Source organism: Pseudomonas allii (assembly GCF_055380095.1).
This window is the reverse complement of record NZ_AP039450.1, coordinates 663,013-681,192: the sequence shown is the minus strand read 5'-3', so window position 1 is coordinate 681,192 and position 18,180 is coordinate 663,013. Positions and strand designations below refer to the sequence as shown.

Here is an 18,180-nt window from a genome sequence, read left to right as displayed (position 1 = left end):
CTCAGAGTTCGTCCCTGGACGGTCGCCCGCCGGGGCTGCCGGGCAGTTTCAGGTCCACGCGCAGCACGCCGCGCAGGGTCCAGAACTCACCAGTGTGCAGAACCCGCAACCGGCCGGTGCGCGCCAGTTCGGCCAACACGTGTGAGGGGTCCGGTGCGAACATCGTGTAACCGCTTTCGCCGCTCCATTTGCCGGTGGTTGCCAGCAGGTTGTACTCGGCCTGGTCGAAGCGCGGCTCATAACCGAGCAAGGCACCGTCCCGGGCGGTGAGGTAAAACCCGTTGATCGCCAAGCCCTGCTGTTTGAGCGAATGAATGTAGTACGCCAGTTCACGAAAGCTCACGAAGTGCTCGCCATACAAGCGCTCGACGCCCATCTGCGGCTGATCCAGCCCGGCATGGAACAGCAGATGCGCCGCCCGCACTTGCAAGCCTGCAGGCCACGGCCCCGTCACAAATAACCGCGCAGCCGTCGCCGAAGGGAAACCATTGTCCGGCAGCGCCAGCACCGGTACATGCTTGCCCATCACCCCGCCGCCCTCCAGCAACGCACTGATCGCCTGTTGCCCCGTGAAACGCCCGGCGCGAGCGTGGACGAACCCCGCCGCGTCATCTTGATGCGCATGGACCGGTCCCAATGCGCGGCAGTTGTCGCCCGCCGGTTCGACCCCACGGGAGCGTCCCGGCTGCCAGTCTGCGCCGACGATACCGGTCCCCGGCCAATGCTCGCTGGGCACCAGGATCCGCAGCTCGCCGGCCGCCGCCATGCGCCGGATGAAGTCGCGTGGGGTGAGCAGCCGCAGGCGCAGCTTCACATCATCGCCATACCCGATAAACCGTGGGTCGCGCACCACGAACCGCAGCAGTGCCCCATCCGCGCACGACAGGTAAAGAGGCAAGGCTGGGCGCTCCTGTGTGCTCGTTACCTGGTACATCGCCTCAATCAACCGTGACGGCAAAAACAGCCCTTGATAGACGCCGTCGCCTGCCTGTGCGGGCGCGCTCGGCACCACCTCGGACACCTGCGGTGCACACAGGTACAGGCCGCCCAAGGCATAGCGATGAGGGTAACCGGCATCGCTGAATACCCGTCGATGCGCCAGGTTGGCCCCGGCGTCAGTGATCGGCAGCGTGGCGATGAAACGCCCGGTGCTGGTCGACTCCAGCACGTAGCCAAACTGCAGTTCGCTCCTCGTGCCAGCAAGTTCATGGGCGTAGCGCACAGCGTCATCGGCCTGCACATGCACCGGGCTGCACACCGGATCGTGGTAGGCCTGCACATAAGCATCGTGGGTCGGCAGCACAGGCATAAAGGGTTGCCAGGCGCGTACCGGGCCTGGGCTGCCCCACAGCGCGCTGCCTTTGACCACGTGCAAGGCGAAGGCCTGGGCAACGCGGTTGACGTACTCGGTGGGCGTCAACTCGCCCTCGCGCAGCATGCGTTCGAGCCGGCCGTTGAGCCAGTCATGATGATTGCGTGGGCGTGTCACCAGGTCGACGCTGGTCACAAGCGGCGCTTTTTCCTCGGGACGCGCGTTCAAACGAAGCAACGCGCCATCGGCGGGCAGCCAGTAATGAGACATACGCGTCCGCTCGGTCAAGAACACCTGCGCCAGCGCACGGGTGGAAAACAGGTTGCCGTACACCTGCGACTGCGCGGGCGACAGAATGAACGGCCACTGCTGCGCCGGCCTCGCGTAGTAACTGGCAACCGGCACCGTGCGCGGCGGATGCTCGCCCCGTGTGGCCAATTCGTCGGGGAAGATCCATTTCAGGTCGAAGCTGTCATCGGGGACCCGCAAAGGTTCGGTGGCAAAAAACCAACCGTCTTCGCGCCGCAGGACCAGCCCGCCGTAGGGGTATTCGATGTTCGTCGGCACACGACGACGCACGTACAGCGCGGCATCGTCCATCGACACAAACGCCGGGCTCAGCCGGCGCCGCAGCAGGTGCGCGTAGGGCATCCACAGCCCCGTGACCGTGCCTTCGCGGTCCCAGCAGGGGCTGGTCTGGACGACCTCCAGGCGACCGGAAATCGCCACATTGCGCACAAACTGCAACGGCGTCAGGGTGCCAATATTGAGCTTCGCGCGCACCGTCGCCGCGCTGTCCCCGATGCTGTTGGTTTCGAACAGGCCTTGGGTGGACGGTGACTGATAACGCAGCAGCGCACCGTCCGGCACCGCGATGTACAGCGGCTTGCCGAGGGGCGACAACAGCGCATTGACGCGTGCCTGAAACAGCGCCTCGCTCAAGTCTTCCGGCTCGATGAAAAACCGTTGCAGCCAGCCGCGGGTGCCGTTGCCGACCCAGGGTTTGCTGTAGTACAGGCTGTGGCAGTCAAAGCCCTCGGGCAAGGCATTGCCATACAGCCGGGACAGGGCCAGCAACGCCGACTGCCGCGTCACCGGGACCAGCTCACTGGCGACGTACTCTTCGCGCTGGCGATGCTTGAGGACGAACGCAAAATAACGGCTGACATGATCGTCACCGTAGTAATGGGCTGCGTGTCGGTGCCGTTCGCGCGCGGCCGCATCGGCGCTTTCGAAGATCGGCCCGTGGCTGACGGTCGCGGGGCGCTGGAACGTCAGCGCCCGCACCCAAGGGCCCCAGTCCACCTCGACGAAACCGGCCGGCCCCCACAACGCATTGCCGAGCACGATACGCAGCGTGCCCGCTTCGGCCAGGGTACGCACAACATCGGCGGGCTTGACCTTGCCCTCTTCCAGGCGCTGATTGATTGCACTGCGCATGCCCGCCGTCTCGCGGGACCATTGCTTGCGCCACGCCAGGGTGGTGGTCGAAGGGGCGAGGGCCAGCAGGCAGTCCTCGGTGCCCGACAGGTAGCCGACTTGCCCGGTTGCCAACAGATCGGCAACGTCGTCTGCGAGGAACATCTGCGCATTCAGTTCGGTGTCCTGGCGGGTCCATTTGCGCTCGACCGCCTGGGCCGGGTCGGTCAGCGACAGCGCCGTGCGCGAAGCGTAGCGCCCATGCAAATGGTGGTCGGGATGCAGAATGATCGGCTGTTTCTGCCGGTCCACCGGGTACCCACCGGCGAAGGCAAATGGGCGTGGCCCGGCCGGCAGCGGCTCGGTCACCACGAAGCGACCATCGCCGCGCTTGAGGATCAGCCCGCCGAGCCCCTGCTCGCGGCGCCTGCCGATACGCCGGTGGGCATGGAGCGCCGCATCGTCGGCGGTGAGAAATGCCGCGCTCAATGCCGGCAAGGCAACCTGCGAATAAGGCGTCCACGTGTCGTCCACTAAACCGCTGCGGTCCCACAACGCGCTGGTTTTCTCCACCGTCAACTCACCGGCCCTGGCCACTTGCCGGACAAAATCGCGCGTCAGCAACACGCCCGAGTGCAGTTTGGACTGGAGCTCATCGGCCTCTACCGTGCCGTCGGCGGCCTGGGTGAACAACCGGGATTCGGCGGCTGAGCCGGAGAAGCGATAACGCAGGATCGCTTCATCGCGCACACGGATATACAGCGATGCGCCGAGGGTGGACTGCACACCACGGCTGTACTGGCGAAATTGCGCGATGCGCTGTGCCAACTCCAAGGGGCTGACGAAATGCTTGAACAGCCAGGCTTCTTGATCAGGGTACAGGCCCGGCAAGGGTCGGGAGTGAAAGTAGATGCCGTGCAGGTGGCAACCTGCGGGCAGTAAAGGCAGTTGCCCGCCGACAGAGGCCTCCCGTTCTGGCTCCCCAGCCAGGTAATGCTCGTGGCCATCACGCTGCAGGATCAATACGTGCTGCCTGGCGGTTGGCCTGCGCTGGATGCGCGACCACGCATGGGAGAGCGCTTGCTGCTTGTCCATGAAGACCGGGCTGCAAGGCAACGCCAGCGCTGGAGCCTTGAAGGGTTTGCGTGGTTGCCAATCAGCGGGCACCGCGCCCACCGAATCGCCCCAGGCGGGAATAGACGCCAGGAAGGTCAAGCGCCCGAGCGACGCCAGCTTCTGGTAATACCCCGCGAGGGTGCCGCTGTGGGCATGGGGCGAATCAAAGCCGCCGCGGTTGCGTAGCCAACGCGCGTAGTCCGCGCCGGCGGTGGAATCATCGGGCTCGAACTTAAGCAGCGTGCCATCGGGGCCGGACAGGTAGACGACCTTGAATTGATGGCGGTCCTGGAAAATGATGATGATGTCCGGCTCGGAATAAAACCCCTGGAACGCGGTGACTTCGTCCGCCGTCCACGAGGGGTTTTCTCGCTTGACCCAATCGGTCATGTTCGTGTGTGCATGCCAGCCACCGACAATTCGAAAACCTTCAGGGTCCATAAAGTCCTGGCTGACCGGATCGACATCCAGCAACAGGTTCCAGTTGAACACCGTGGGCCGGTCGGGAATCGGTTCATTGGCCAGATACAGGCCGTCGGACAAGCGTTGCAGCAGCACGCTGGCATGTTCCAGCTGCAACCGTGGGGCCATGCGTTCATGAAGGTAGCGCACCAGATCGTCGGTGCTGATGAACGCCGGGGTCAGCTTGCCCAGCTTGGCGTGGCCTCGTGCAAGTGCAGCGCGTTGCGGGCGCGTGGGTTGGTCGTCCATGTGAACAGCTCCTGGCAGAATCGAAGTGCCCACCATCCTCCCGCGCCCCATTCGCCGGGCGCTAAATAGTTCAGCGGCGCCGCGCACCAAAACAATGCCCGCCCCGCACCACCCAGCTGCTGCGGCGCCGTTTCAGTGCGCCCTGCGTGGCGCGCCCGCCCCGATACAGCCCTGGACAGCACTCCCGGCAAAGCGGGCACAGCCTTTGCAATCGCCCTTGCATCTGTCCAACAACAACACTTGGGTACACGGAGATCGCACCATGAAGCGTCGCAGCTTGATCAAGGCTTTCACACTGTCGGCATCCATTGCCGCCATGGGCATGAGCTGGACCCTCCAGGCCGCCGAGACCATCAAGGTCGGCATCCTGCACTCGCTGTCCGGGACCATGGCCATTTCCGAAACGTCCCTCAAGGACATGGCGCTGATGACCATCGACGAGATCAACGCCAAGGGCGGCGTGAACGGCAAGATGCTCGAGCCGGTGGTGGTCGACCCGGCGTCCAACTGGCCGCTGTTCGCCGAGAAAGGCCGCCAGTTGCTGACCCAGGACAAGGTCGCCGTGGTGTTCGGCTGCTGGACCTCGGTGTCGCGCAAATCGGTGTTGCCGGTGTTCGAGGAACTCAATGGCCTGCTGTTCTACCCAGTGCAATATGAAGGCGAAGAAATGTCGCCGAACGTGTTCTACACCGGTGCGGCACCCAACCAGCAGGCGATCCCGGCGGTGGAGTACCTGATGAGCGAAGAAGGCGGCGCGGCCAAGCGCTTCTTCCTGCTGGGCACCGACTACGTGTACCCGCGCACCACCAACAAGATCCTGCGCTCGTTCCTGCATTCCAAGGGCGTCGCGGATAAAGACATCGAAGAGGTCTACACCCCGTTCGGGCACAGCGACTACCAGACCATCGTTGCCAACATCAAGAAGTTCTCCGCCGGCGGCAAGACCGCGGTGATCTCCACCGTGAACGGCGACTCCAACGTGCCGTTCTACAAAGAGCTGGCCAACCAGGGCTTGAAGGCTACTGATGTACCGGTGGTGGCGTTCTCCGTGGGTGAAGAAGAATTGCGCGGCATCGACACCAAGCCACTGGTGGGCAACCTGGCGGCCTGGAACTACTTCCAGTCGGTGGAGAACCCGGTCAACCAGAAATTCGTCGCCGACTGGAAAGCCTACGCCAAGAAACACAACCTGCCGGGCGCGGACAAAGCCGTGACCAACGACCCGATGGAAGCCACCTACGTGGGCATCCACATGTGGGCACAGGCCGCCGAGAAAGCCAAGTCCACCGATGTCGACAAAGTACGCGAAGCCCTGGCCGGCCAGACCTTCGCCGCGCCGTCGGGCTTCACTTTGACCATGGACAAGACCAACCACCACCTGCACAAGCCGGTGATGATCGGCGAGATCCAGGCCGATGGGCAGTTCTCGGTGGTGTGGCAGACCCAGGAGCCGATCCGCGCACAACCGTGGAGCCCGTACATTCCTGGCAATGACAAGAAGCCGGATTACGCCGTGAAAAGTAACTAAGCCCCAAGCGCAGATAAAAATGTGGGAGGGGGCTTGCCCCCGATAGCTGAGTGTCAGGCTCTGCATGTGCTGACTGACCCACCGCCATCGGGGGCAAGCCCCCTCCCACATCAAGCTTGTCCGCGCGTGATCAGGACATTTGTTTATGCCCACTGCCCTCTACCGCTGCTTACTGGCTTTGCTGCTGTTGCTGCCTTTGGCCGCACACGCCAGCGACGCCGAAGACTTCCTGTCCGCCAACCCCACCCAACAAGCCAAACTGCTCCAGGACTGGGCTGCCCAGCCCGACCCGGCGCGCATCGAGCTGGTGGACGCCCTGCAACAAGGTCAACTCACCGTCAACGGTGAGACCAAAACCGTACGCCTGAACAACCGCCTGCGCGGCCTGATCGATAACGTGCAGGCCAGCCAGCAACTGCTCGCCGCCGACCCCAAGGTGCGTCTGGCAGCCGCGAAGACCTTGCAGAAAAGCGCACAACCCGCGCAGTTGAAATTCCTCGACCAGCAGGTCGCCACGGAAACCAATGAGGAGGTCCACACCGCCCTCAGCCTGGCCCTGGCCAACCTGCAACTGGTCGACACCGATCCAGCCATTCGCCTGAATGCGGTGCGCTTGTTGGGCAATACCGGCGACCCGCTGGCCCGTACGCGCCTGGAAGCCCTGCTTGCGCCGGGTGTCGAAAGCGATGCCGCCGTGCACACCGCCGCCGAAACCAGCCTGGCCCAGGTCAAGCGCAAATTGATGATCGGCGAGCTGCTCGGGCAAGCCTTCAGCGGCATGTCCCTGGGTTCGATCCTGCTGCTCGCGGCCCTGGGCCTGGCGATCACCTTCGGCCTGCTTGGCGTGATCAACATGGCCCACGGCGAGATGCTGATGCTCGGTGCCTACTCCACCTATGTGGTGCAACTGCTGATGCAACGCTACGTACCGGCGGCCATCGAGTTCTACCCGCTGGTCGCGCTGCCGGTGGCGTTTTTCGTCACCGCCGCCATCGGCATGGCTCTGGAGCGCACAGTAATCCGTCACCTCTACGGCCGCCCCCTGGAAACCCTGCTCGCTACCTGGGGCATCAGCCTGATGCTGATCCAACTGGTACGCCTGGTGTTCGGCGCGCAGAACGTCGAGGTGTCCAACCCGGCATGGCTGTCCGGCGGGATCCAGGTGCTGCCCAACCTGGTCCTGCCGTACAACCGCATCGTGATCATCGCCTTTGCGCTGTGCGTGGTGCTGCTGACCTGGCTGCTGCTGAACAAGACCCGCCTGGGCCTCAACGTGCGCGCCGTGACCCAGAACCGCAACATGGCCGCCTGCTGCGGCGTACCCACCGGGCGTGTGGATATGCTCGCGTTTGGCCTGGGTTCGGGTATCGCAGGTTTGGGCGGGGTCGCCTTGAGCCAGATCGGCAACGTCGGCCCTGACCTGGGCCAGAGCTACATCATCGACTCGTTCCTGGTGGTGGTGCTCGGCGGTGTCGGCCAGTTGGCCGGCAGCGTCACGGCGGCGTTCGGCCTGGGCATCGCCAACAAGATTCTCGAACCGCAGATCGGTGCCGTGCTCGGCAAGATCCTGATCCTCGCGCTGATCATTCTGTTTATCCAGAAACGCCCGCAGGGACTCTTCGCACTGAAAGGACGGGTGATCGACTGATGAACCAGCCATTGATGCTCACGGCCACGCAAAAGGCCGGCCCCAAACTGACGATTGCCGTCGGCGTGGTGATCCTTGCGGTACTGCTCGCACTGCCGTTGCTGTCGCTGTTGCCGCCGGACAATCTGTTTCATGTCTCGGCCTACACCTTGACCCTGGTGGGCAAGATCCTCTGCTACGCCATCGTCGCCCTCGCCCTCGACCTGGTATGGGGCTACGCGGGCATGCTGTCCCTCGGCCATGGCCTGTTCTTTGCGCTGGGCGGTTATGCCATGGGCATGTACCTGATGCGCCAGGCCTCGGGCGATGAGTTACCGGCGTTCATGACCTTCCTGTCGTGGACCGAACTGCCGTGGTACTGGGTGGGCACCGAGCACTTCCTCTGGGCCTTGTGCCTGGTGGTGCTCGCGCCGGGGCTGCTGGCGCTGGTGTTCGGCTTCTTCGCCTTCCGTTCGCGGATCAAGGGCGTGTACTTCTCGATCATGACCCAGGCCCTGACCTTTGCCGGCATGCTGCTGTTTTTCCGCAACGAGACCGGCTTTGGCGGCAACAACGGCTTCACCAACTTCCGCAGCATCCTCGGGTTTGGCATTACCGAGCCGGGCACGCGGGCGGTGCTGTTTGTCGCCACCGTCGCCTTGCTGGTGGCAAGCCTGTATATCGGCTGGCGCCTGGCGCAGAGCAAGTTCGGCCGGGTACTGACCGCGCTGCGCGATGCCGAGAACCGCCTGATGTTCTGCGGCTACGACCCGCGTGGTTTCAAGCTGTTCGTGTGGGTGTTGAGCGCGGTGTTGTGTGGTTTGGCCGGGGCGCTGTATGTGCCGCAGGTGGGCATTATCAACCCCAGCGAAATGTCCCCGACCAACTCCATCGAAGCCGCCGTGTGGGTGGCCCTGGGCGGGCGCGGCACGCTGATCGGCCCGTTGCTCGGCGCCGGCGTAGTCAACGGCATGAAGAGCTGGTTCACCGTGGCCTTCCCGGAATACTGGCTGTTCTTTCTCGGGGCGTTGTTCATCCTCGTCACCCTGTACCTGCCCAAGGGCGTTATCGGCCTGTTGAAGAAATGAGGAACGTCATGCTGGAACCCATTTTCGATGCGGGCAGCGGCCGCGATGCCATCGGCCTTGGCCAGGCGGCCGGCAAGGGCCTGAACACCCGCCACGGCACCATCCTGACCCTGGAAGACATCAGCGTGAGCTTTGATGGCTTCAAGGCCCTCAACGACTTGAACCTGTACATCGGCGTCGGCGAACTGCGCTGCATCATCGGCCCCAACGGCGCGGGCAAGACCACGCTGATGGACGTGATCACCGGCAAGACCCGCCCCAGCCACGGCACCGCCTGGTTTGGCGAAAATCTGGACCTGACCGGCATGAGCGAAGTGCAGATCGCCCAGGCTGGCATCGGCCGCAAGTTCCAGAAGCCCACGGTGTTCGAGGCCCTGAGCGTGTTCGAGAACCTGGAGCTGGCGCAGAAGACCGACAAATCGGTGTGGGCCAGCCTGCGCGCACGCCTGAGTGGCGAACAGAAAGACCGCATCGATGAAGTGCTCGACACCATCCGCCTGACTGCCTCGGCACAGCGCCAGGCCGGGTTGCTGTCCCACGGCCAGAAGCAGTTCCTGGAAATCGGCATGCTGCTGATGCAGGACCCGCAACTGTTGCTGCTGGACGAACCGGTGGCGGGCATGACCGACGCCGAGACCGAGTTCACCGCCGAACTGTTCAAGCGCCTGGCGGGCAAACATTCGCTGATGGTGGTGGAGCACGACATGGGGTTTGTCGGCTCGATTGCCGACCACGTGACCGTGCTGCACCAGGGCAGCGTGCTGGCCGAAGGGTCGCTGGAGCAGGTGCAGGAAAACGAGCGGGTGATCGAGGTTTACCTCGGTCGCTGACCAGGACACTGGCTTGCTTTATGTGGGCTCTAAGGAGGTTTGAGAATGCTGCAAGTCGACAAGCTGCACCAATACTACGGCGGTAGCCACATCCTGCGCGGGCTGTCCTTTGACGTGAAGATCGGCGAAGTCACCTGCCTGCTCGGGCGCAATGGCGTGGGCAAGACCACCCTGCTCAAGTGCCTGATGGGCCTGTTGCCGGCCAAGGAAGGTGCGGTGACCTGGGAAGGCCAGGCCATCACCGCGTTCAAGCCGCACCAGCGGGTGCATGCCGGCATCGCGTACGTACCCCAGGGCCGGGAAATCTTCGGTCGGCTGACCGTGGAAGAAAACCTGCTGATGGGGCTCTCGCGCTTTGGCGCGAAGGAGGCCAAGGAGGTCCCGGCCTTTATCTACGAATTGTTCCCGGTGTTACTGCAGATGAAACACCGACGCGGCGGCGACCTGTCCGGCGGCCAGCAGCAACAGCTCGCCATCGGCCGGGCCCTGGCCAGCCGCCCGCGCTTGCTGATCCTGGACGAGCCCACCGAAGGCATCCAGCCTTCGGTGATCAAGGAAATCGGCGCGGTGATCCAGAAGCTCGCCGCTCGCGGCGACATGGCGATCCTGCTGGTGGAGCAGTTCTACGATTTCGCCGCCGAACTGGCCGACCAGTACTTGGTGATGTCCCGGGGCGAGATCGTGCAGCAGGGCCGTGGCGAGCACATGGAAAGCGAGGGTGTGCGTGGCCTCGTCACGATCTGAGTGGAGCCAGCTGCGCTTTGCGCAACGCCATCAGAAAACGCGAGGCGACATGCCCCTTGGGTTGCCAGAACCGGTCGGGCTCCAACACATGCAACCGACCGGAATTGAACAGGACCGTGAGGGCTTCGCTGGTCTTGAGCCGGGGCTTGTCCGATTCGGGGTCGATCCAGCCAAACAGCAACAGGTCGTGCTCGGCGCGCTCGAAACTGGGCGCGTAGACCAACAGGGCGCCCTGCCTGGGGGTGAAGTAGTAACGGGCACCGGTCACCTTGTCCTGCCGCAACAGGTCGACCACAAACCGGAATTCCTTCTGCGAGATAAAGTTTTCGGTGATGGCCTGTTCATGTCGGTCAGTCAGCCGCTCCAGGCTGGCGTCCCACTTGTGCAGTTGCTGCACGCCCATGACGTGATAGCCCGCAGGGTATTTGGGACGCGGTTGAGTGCGTTCATCCAGGTTCATCACCCCGCCAAACAGGCGTCGATAAGCACTTGTATTCATGCGTAGCCCCACGTGGACACTCGGACCGCTGTCGTCTACCGGTTCACTGACGAGATAACTGTTGCCCGCTGCATTTGTCAGCACAGCCCCCATCGCGGCCTTGCCTGGCACCGCCGTCGAGCGGCGCCACATGTAACGCGCGGCATCATCCGGATGAGAGAACAATGGCCCGAGGGCGCCCCGTGCATCCGGGTCTTCAGCCGCGCTGGCACCTTCACTCCAGGTGTGTGACACCCGCCCTTTTCCGGTCCAGATCTCTCCCGTGACCAGCACCTCGAGCGGCCCCGAAAGGGCGACCTGGCGTATGTAGTCGCGAGGGTTGATGTTTCCATTCAACAGGCGGATATAGGCCTGCATCTGCGCTTCGCCGTCCCAGTCACTGTCCAGGCGTGAGGCACGGTAGTTGAGCAAGGCGCCGTCGGCACACGACAGATACAACGGCAGATAAGGCGCAGCCCCGGCATTTGTTTTCGTACGCACCACCGCCAACGCAGCACGCAACAGGCTCGGCGGGATGAAGGCGTGGTAGACCGCTGATGCGCGCAATTCTTCAGGCTGGCGGGCCGGGGCGCACAGGTAGAGTGCCGCTATCGTGCAGCCCACCGGCAAACGCCCGCCCAGCACCACCCTGTCGTAGGGGAAGCGTCGGTCTTCACCGTCCACCGGCAGGCTGGCCATCCAGTGACCGTTGGCCAACTTGAAGATAAAACCATAGGTCAGCCGGTCTCGCTCCCCGGCGCGTTCATGGGCGTCGCGCGCGGCGTCATCGATATGACTGAACACCGGCCCCAAGGCGCGATCGGCCGTGGCATGGATGAACCGGTCAGGTGCGGTAAAACCACGCGCAGGCAGCCATCCGCTGCCCAGCACCTGAGCATTGCCCCATAGCGCACTGCCTTGCACCACGGTCATCGAGGCGACCTTGAGCAGCCGATTGACGAACGCCACAGGCGTGAGGCTACCGTCGCGCATCTGTTTCTCGAGCGCGTTGCTCAGCGGGTCATGAGGCGTTCGCTCAGCCGGTGCCAGCGCTTGGCGGAGCGCTTCAAGGTCGTTGGAAAGCGGGCCTTGCTGGGCCGCATCCATTGCGCTCCTGCAACTGAAACCGATCACCGAGCCATCCAGCCCGAACAGGTACTCATGGCTCCACAGGTGCTGGCACGTGAGCGCCGTGCCCAGCACATCGGTGGACAACATCGCTCGATAGACCGCCTCGCCGTCCTCGTCCAGCACAAAGGCAGGCAGTACGTCCCGCCGCGAACGATAGCGCGCCACCAGTGTCATGCCCGGGGCCAACCAGTCCGCACGCACGTCTTCATCCGGCAGGATCCATTTGGGATCGAAGTTCTCTGTCGCGACAGGCAGCGGCTCGGTGGCGACAAATAAACCGTCGACGCGCTTGAGCAGCAAGCCGCCGTAAATGCGGTCGCGACGATTGCCCAGGCGCTGGTGGGCGTAGCGCAGCGCATCCGCCTGGTGAAAGAACGCCGGGCTCAACGCCCTGCGACTGAAATCGGCATAAGGCAGCCAATCGGCGCCCAGCCTGCTGCTCTCCTCGTCCCAGCATTCGCTGGGCACCAGCACACCGAGCCAGCTCATGCCGATGACTTTTCTAACGAATGCCTGGGGTGATAACTGCCCCCCGCTCAGTTGGGTATGCACGTCTTCAAAGGTGCCGGACGGCTGCTTTACCGGGTCGAACAACGGCGTCGAGACATCCGCCTGATACTCGAGCACGGCGTCGTCCAGGGTTGAAATAAACACGGGCAAGGTGACGCCGCTGCCCGTCTCACGCCAACGCCGGGCGAACAGGAAGGCGCTGTACAGGTCGGCCGAAGACAGGAAATGCCGAGCCAGCCAACGCTGCGGATTCTGCAGGTTGTCGGGCATCCACAGGCGCGCGTAATACAACCCGTGCAGCTCAAATGCCGGCGGAAAAATGAACGCACCGTCATCACGGTTACCAAACAGACTCGCCAGGTTGAACAACGGATTGGCGCCATCCGCAGGGACAAGCTGGCTCAGCACGTACTGGTCCTTTTGCGCGTGCTTGAGCAAAAAAGCAAAACCCGTCTGGGCCGCGTGATAACCCCGTCGCAATCGCTTGTGAGCGTCTGCGACCGCTTCCCTGGCAGTGGAAAACACTGCGCCAAACGCCACCTGCTGCGGTTTTTCAAAGGTCGCCGCCGGCGCATAGGCACGCCAGGTTGGCGAGACACTGCCAGGCAATCCCCACAACGGACTGCCGAGCACAATGCGCAAGCCGCTGGCCGACAAGTGCCGCACCCGGGCCTGCGGTTCGCGGGGCGCCGAGGAGGTGTCCGGGTTCAATTCATCCAATTGATCCTTGGCGCCCGTAAGGTCAAAGGCAATCAGGGCGTGCTCGTCGCAGGAGAGGTAGCCTGTCGAGACCCAATGCCGATTACCGATAAGGTTGCGCAGATCGGCATCGTTGAACAGTTGCCAATCAACGCTGGCCTCCTCCCGCGACCAGCCGTTGTGCTGCATGCGGGCCTTGTCCAGCCGGGCAACCGACCGACATGACGCGTATTGCCCGTAGAGCACGTAGGGCTCGTGGACCAGCAACACACCGCTGTGGTCCGCCGGAAACACCGTGCCGATGGCAAACCGCTGCGCCTCCAGGCAGGCCACCGGCAGTGTGGCGACAAAACGCTGGTCGGGGGTCTTGAGGATGCAACCGCAGTATTCAGCGTAACGATCGGCACCCACCTGTTCATGGGCAAACCGTGCGGCATCATCGGCCTGCAGAAACGGCGCACTGAACTCAGGCATGCGGTAGCGCGCGAAGGGCCGCCAGGTTTGTTCCACGCGGCCTTGGACGTCCCACAGCCTGCCGGCCACCAACACCGACAGCTCGCCCGCCGCCGCCACCCGCAGTACATACTCCGTAGGCGTCACGGCCCCGGAGCGCAAGCTCGCCTGATGGCCATTATCGTTGACCTCCCCGGTGGGCGTGACGCCATACAGCTGGCTCTCCAGCCCCGTCCCGCTGAAGCGGTATTGCAGTTGCGCGCCGTCACGCGTACTCACGTAAAGCGCACGCAGCGTACGGTTCGAACGGGCCTGTGCGATGACAGCCGCCAGGTCCCGGGGCGCGACAAAGCTTTCGTACAACCAGTGTTGAAGGGTTTTCATCCCGATTTCAGGCAGCGACTGATAGCAAATCCCGTGGACCTCATAGCCTTCGGGTATCACTGGATCACCGTTGGCGTCCTGGGTAAAAACCGTCGACGGTGAAAACAGACGGCTGCCGACGGGCGCAGGCTGTGTCGAGAAGTACGCATCGGCTCCGGTAGCTTTCAAAATAAACGCGACTTGTCGCTGGTCCGGCGTGAGGCCGAACTGCCCGTGCGCCACTTCAGCGGCCAGTTCCGGGACAGTCACTATCCAGTTGTACGGCGGTTCGACGGGAGGCACGGAGGCAAAAGGCTCAAAGGCAGTCCATGCCACAGGCAGCCGGCCACGGGAGTTGCCGAAGACCGCGTTCGTCTCGATGACATGGAATTCGCCCAGGCTTGCCATTTTGCTGACGACTTGCAACGGCGTACCACGGAACCCATCCACGCGGGGCTTGAAGGTACCGGTGTCGATAATCGCTGTCAGCGCCGTATGAAACTCGCGCTCTTGTGGACTGCCGCTGCGCACGTATTTGACCAGCGAACCCGTGGTGCCTGAATAGTAGAGGCAAGGAATGGGCTGCCCATCCGCGGTCAGGCTGGCGACGTAGTTTCGATAGGGAATCGTCAGCGTCAGCAGCAAACGCTCATCCAGCGAGCGCCTGCCCTCAACGTCCGGCTGGGTGGCGAGCATCCGCTTCAGCTCTTCTGGGTTGCTGCCCACGGCAACGAAAAAACCGTAATAGCGATAATCTGCCGGCAAGCTCAGGACGTCGAGAACACGACCTTTTGTCAGCCCCATACTCACCATTCGGTTGATGTCGGTGATCAGCCCGGTAGCCACAAACCTGCCGTCGTTGCGCTGCAGGATGTAGCCAAAATGGGAGATATCACGCCGCGACACTTGCTCACTGAGGTATCGGGCAGCGTCATCGGGCCTGAGAAAATCCGGGCTGAAATGGGGCTGTAGCTCTTCAAACCACGGATGTATTTTTCCAGGGCGTTGCCAAATCACCCCCGCCTTCAGGACTGACATCTCGCCCATGCTCGCCAAACGGTCAAAGTAACGGAACACCGTGAGCGCGCCGGTCTCGATCTGCCGCTGTGCGACCGCCCCTCTCTTGCCCAGCAACAACGACTCGGCATCCGTGCCCGAGAGCCTGTAACTGTTCAGGCCTCCATCGGGGAGCCGCTGCAACAGGGTCGGCGGGCGCAGAGGGGCAAATAGATTCGGCGCGTAGGCCAACAACTCGACCAGACTTGCCAGGTGCGAGGGTAAAAAGGGGGGCTTGGTTTTATCGACCAGACGCATCAAGACGCCTTCGATCAGAAAGCCTGGCGGCAGTTGCGTCTGACCGTCGGCGCCAGGCGGGAATAGTGTGTGCGGCGGGCCCCATTCATCCACGGTGCCCGCGCCAGGCACATAGACGTATTCATCGCGGTCTGCCGCCTTGAGCAGATACCCCCAGAACGGCTGGTCAAATGCCTGGTCCGTGAAAGCAATCAGCGCTGACAGTTGTGAGAACGCAAAGACAGCGGAAGAGAACGGTTGCATCCGCTCGCCGCCCTTCAAGGGTGTGTTCTTCACCCATTCCTTGAGCACCCAGTCTTTGCTGACCCGCCCGCGCACACCACCCCAGGCAGCGTTGGCCACCAGCACCCACAAGGCACCGGCCTCGGCCACCTGCGGCACATAGTCCGTGAAAAAGTCGATCTCGGGGTGGCTGGTGGGGTCCAGCCGGGTCAGAAACGCCTGCAGTTTTGCCGAGGTGCGCACGACGAATTTCAACAAAGTACCATCTGGACCAGACAGGTAATGCGCCGGAACGTGGCCGCTCAAGCGGAAAATGACCTGCATGTCGGGGTATGAAAACAAGCCGCGCAGCATTGAACGCTGCCTGGCCGGGAACATCCTTGAGGGAAAATCATCATCGGTATCAGGGTGGGAGTGGTAAAACCCGGAGCAGGTGTAATCCGCCGGCAGAACCGGCTTGCCATCGCTGATCGGGAGCACACTGTCGAGCGCTATCTGCTTGGTGGCGCCGGGCTTGGGCACTGTCGCGAAGTACCGGCCTGCGTGCTTGAGAATCGCACCGCCGTACTCGCGATCGCGCTTGCTGCCTATTTGGGTATGGGCCCAATACGCCGCATCATCGGCGCTGATAAAGGGTGGGCTGAGGGCGGGCAGGTGCCCACCTGAGACGGGGTTTTGCCGAACACCGTCGGGTTGTGGCGTGTCATGAATGTCCATCGTGCAGCACCTTCGGGAAGGGTCGAGGAAGAAACGCCCATCTAACGCTCCCGCCCTTCCCGAAGGGGCCTAACTATATCTGGCCGGACGCACCACAACAGCGCATTGAATAAATCGCTCAAGACGGTACGGCACCACAACAGTGCACACCTCCACCAGGACCGACCTCTAATCCGCGTTCCACCCCGGCACGTCCTTTGCTACACCTGAGGAAAAGCTGTTCAAAAAAGACCTCAAGCACTCACCATGAACCTGCCCGTCTCCACCGCCCTGTTCACCCCCAGCTGGCATGCCGAGCTGGAACTCGGCTATGCGCGTTTCGGTGACACCACGCGCCCGGTGATGCGCCGTCATATGGGCCCGCTGCGGGTGCAAAAGCACCTGTACGCCGAAGGCCCCGAGGTGTGCCAGCACATCATCGTGCACCCGCCCGGCGGAATTGCCGGTGGCGATCGCCTGGACATCCGCGCCCATGTCGCCGAAGGCGCCTGGGCCCAACTGACCAGCCCCGGCGCCGCCAAGTGGTATCGCGCCAAGGGCCCAGCGTTCCAGCAACTCGAATTGAAGGTTGAGGCCGGTGCCACGCTGGAGTGGCTGCCCCAGGAAACCATCGTGTTCAGCGCAGCCCAGGCCGAACTCACCACGCGCATCGACCTGCGGGGCGATGCCCGCCTGTTTTACTGGGACGTGGTTGCCCTGGGTCGACCGGCCAGTGGTGAACGCTTCGATCTGGGGCATTTTCAAGCACAGCTGGATATTCGCCGCGACGGCCAGTTGCTCTGGCATGAACGCCAGCGCATTGTGGGCGCCGACGGCTTGCTGGAGTCGCCCATCGGGCTGGATGGCCAGCCGGTGTTCGCGACGCTGCTGCTCACCGGCGATATCGAACCCGAACTGCTGGAAACCTGCCGCGCCCTGCCCCACGCCGTGCGCGGCGACCTGACCCAATTGCCGGGCTTGCTGGTCGCCCGCTGCCTGGCCAGTGAAGCGCTGCTGGCGCGGGCATGGCTGATCGATTTATGGCGCCTGTTGCGCCCGGCGGTGCTGGGCCGGGAAGCCGTTTCACCACGAATCTGGAGCACCTGAACCATGGACCTGACCCCACGGGAAAAAGACAAACTGCTGATCTTCACCGCAGGCCTGGTGGCCGAACGCCGGCTGGCGCGCGGAGTGAAGCTCAACTACCCGGAAACCATCGCCTACATCTCCGCCGCGCTGATGGAAGGCGCCCGTGACGGCCGCACCGTGGCCGACCTGATGCACTACGGCACCACCCTGCTCAGCCGCGAACAGGTGATGGAAGGCATCCCGGAAATGATCCCGGATATCCAGGTGGAAGCCACCTTTCCCGACGGCACCAAACTGGTCACCGTTCACCAACCCATCGCGTGAGGCCTGCTCATGATTCGTGATGCAACCCAAAACGACCTGCCAGCGATCCGCGATATCTACAACGATGCGGTGCTGAACACCACGGCGATCTGGAACGAACAGCCGGTGGACCTGGGCAACCGCCAGGCCTGGTTAAGCGCGCGGCATGCCCAGGGTTATCCGATCCTGGTCTCGGTGGAAAACGATGAGGTCACCGGCTACGCCTCGTTCGGCGACTGGCGTCCCTTCGAAGGCTTCCGCTACAGCGTCGAGCACTCGGTGTACGTGCGTAACGACCAGCGCGGCAAAGGCCTCGGCCCACGGCTGATGCAAGCGTTGATCGAACGTGCGCGTGAGTGCGGCAAACATGTGATGGTCGCCGCCATCGAAAGCGGCAACCAGGCCTCGGTCCACCTGCATGAGCGCCTGGGCTTCGTCACCACCGGGCAAATGCCGCAGGTGGGCATCAAGTTCGGCCGCTGGCTGGACCTGACCTTCATGCAACTGGCCTTGAACCCGGGCGCCGAACCGCCCAAGGAGTGAGATC

General features: G+C 63.2%; 10 protein-coding genes. 8 read left to right on the top strand and 2 right to left on the bottom strand.

What is annotated here, in order from left to right; translation table 11 throughout:
* Position 1 precedes the first annotated feature (1 nt).
* A complete protein-coding gene (locus ACZ445_RS02925) occupies positions 2 to 4,558 on the bottom strand; it encodes a hypothetical protein (RefSeq protein ID WP_464707978.1) in 4,557 nt (1,518 codons plus the stop codon).
* Positions 4,559 to 4,820: 262 nt separating this feature from the next.
* Between ACZ445_RS02925 and urtA the strand changes: the two genes are divergently transcribed.
* From urtA to urtE, 5 genes are all read left to right on the top strand, one after another.
* On the top strand, positions 4,821 to 6,086 hold the full coding sequence (gene urtA, locus ACZ445_RS02920; protein WP_058423556.1) for an urea ABC transporter substrate-binding protein: 1,266 nt from the start codon (positions 4,821 to 4,823) through the stop codon (positions 6,084 to 6,086).
* A 145-nt stretch (positions 6,087 to 6,231) separates the two neighbouring features.
* Positions 6,232 to 7,734 (top strand): urea ABC transporter permease subunit UrtB, encoded by a 1,503-nt coding sequence (gene urtB, locus ACZ445_RS02915; RefSeq protein WP_058423555.1) that lies wholly within the window; start codon positions 6,232 to 6,234, stop codon positions 7,732 to 7,734.
* Complete coding sequence (gene urtC, locus ACZ445_RS02910; protein WP_058423554.1) at positions 7,734 to 8,801, top strand: urea ABC transporter permease subunit UrtC; 1,068 nt, start codon at positions 7,734 to 7,736, stop codon at positions 8,799 to 8,801. The genes urtB and urtC overlap by 1 nt, the downstream gene beginning before the upstream one ends.
* The gene (urtD, locus tag ACZ445_RS02905; RefSeq protein WP_179028625.1) at positions 8,798 to 9,631 is read left to right on the top strand and encodes an urea ABC transporter ATP-binding protein UrtD; all 834 of its coding nucleotides are present in this window, start codon (positions 8,798 to 8,800) and stop codon (positions 9,629 to 9,631) included. Before urtC ends, urtD begins: the two co-directional genes overlap by 4 nt.
* Before the next feature lie 45 nt (positions 9,632 to 9,676).
* Positions 9,677 to 10,375: an urea ABC transporter ATP-binding subunit UrtE gene (gene urtE / locus ACZ445_RS02900; protein ID WP_058423552.1), complete on the top strand. Its 699-nt coding sequence runs from the start codon at positions 9,677 to 9,679 to the stop codon at positions 10,373 to 10,375.
* On the opposite strand, the gene ACZ445_RS02895 is transcribed toward urtE, so the two are convergent.
* Positions 10,365 to 16,262 (bottom strand): hypothetical protein, encoded by a 5,898-nt coding sequence (locus tag ACZ445_RS02895; RefSeq protein WP_464707977.1) that lies wholly within the window; start codon positions 16,260 to 16,262, stop codon positions 10,365 to 10,367. The genes urtE and ACZ445_RS02895 overlap by 11 nt on opposite strands.
* A gap of 246 nt (positions 16,263 to 16,508) precedes the next feature.
* Between ACZ445_RS02895 and ACZ445_RS02890 the strand changes: the two genes are divergently transcribed.
* Genes ACZ445_RS02890 through ACZ445_RS02880 form a run of 3 tightly spaced genes read left to right on the top strand, consistent with a single transcriptional unit; the run spans position 16,509 to position 18,176 of the window.
* Positions 16,509 to 17,348, top strand: coding sequence for an urease accessory protein UreD (locus tag ACZ445_RS02890; protein ID WP_464707976.1), 840 nt, complete (start codon positions 16,509 to 16,511; stop codon positions 17,346 to 17,348).
* Positions 17,349 to 17,351: 3 nt separating this feature from the next.
* On the top strand, positions 17,352 to 17,654 hold the full coding sequence (gene ureA, locus ACZ445_RS02885) for an urease subunit gamma (RefSeq protein WP_003171437.1): 303 nt from the start codon (positions 17,352 to 17,354) through the stop codon (positions 17,652 to 17,654).
* Positions 17,655 to 17,663: 9 nt separating this feature from the next.
* Positions 17,664 to 18,176: a GNAT family N-acetyltransferase gene (locus ACZ445_RS02880; RefSeq protein ID WP_058423549.1), complete on the top strand. Its 513-nt coding sequence runs from the start codon at positions 17,664 to 17,666 to the stop codon at positions 18,174 to 18,176.
* Positions 18,177 to 18,180: the final 4 nt, after the last annotated feature.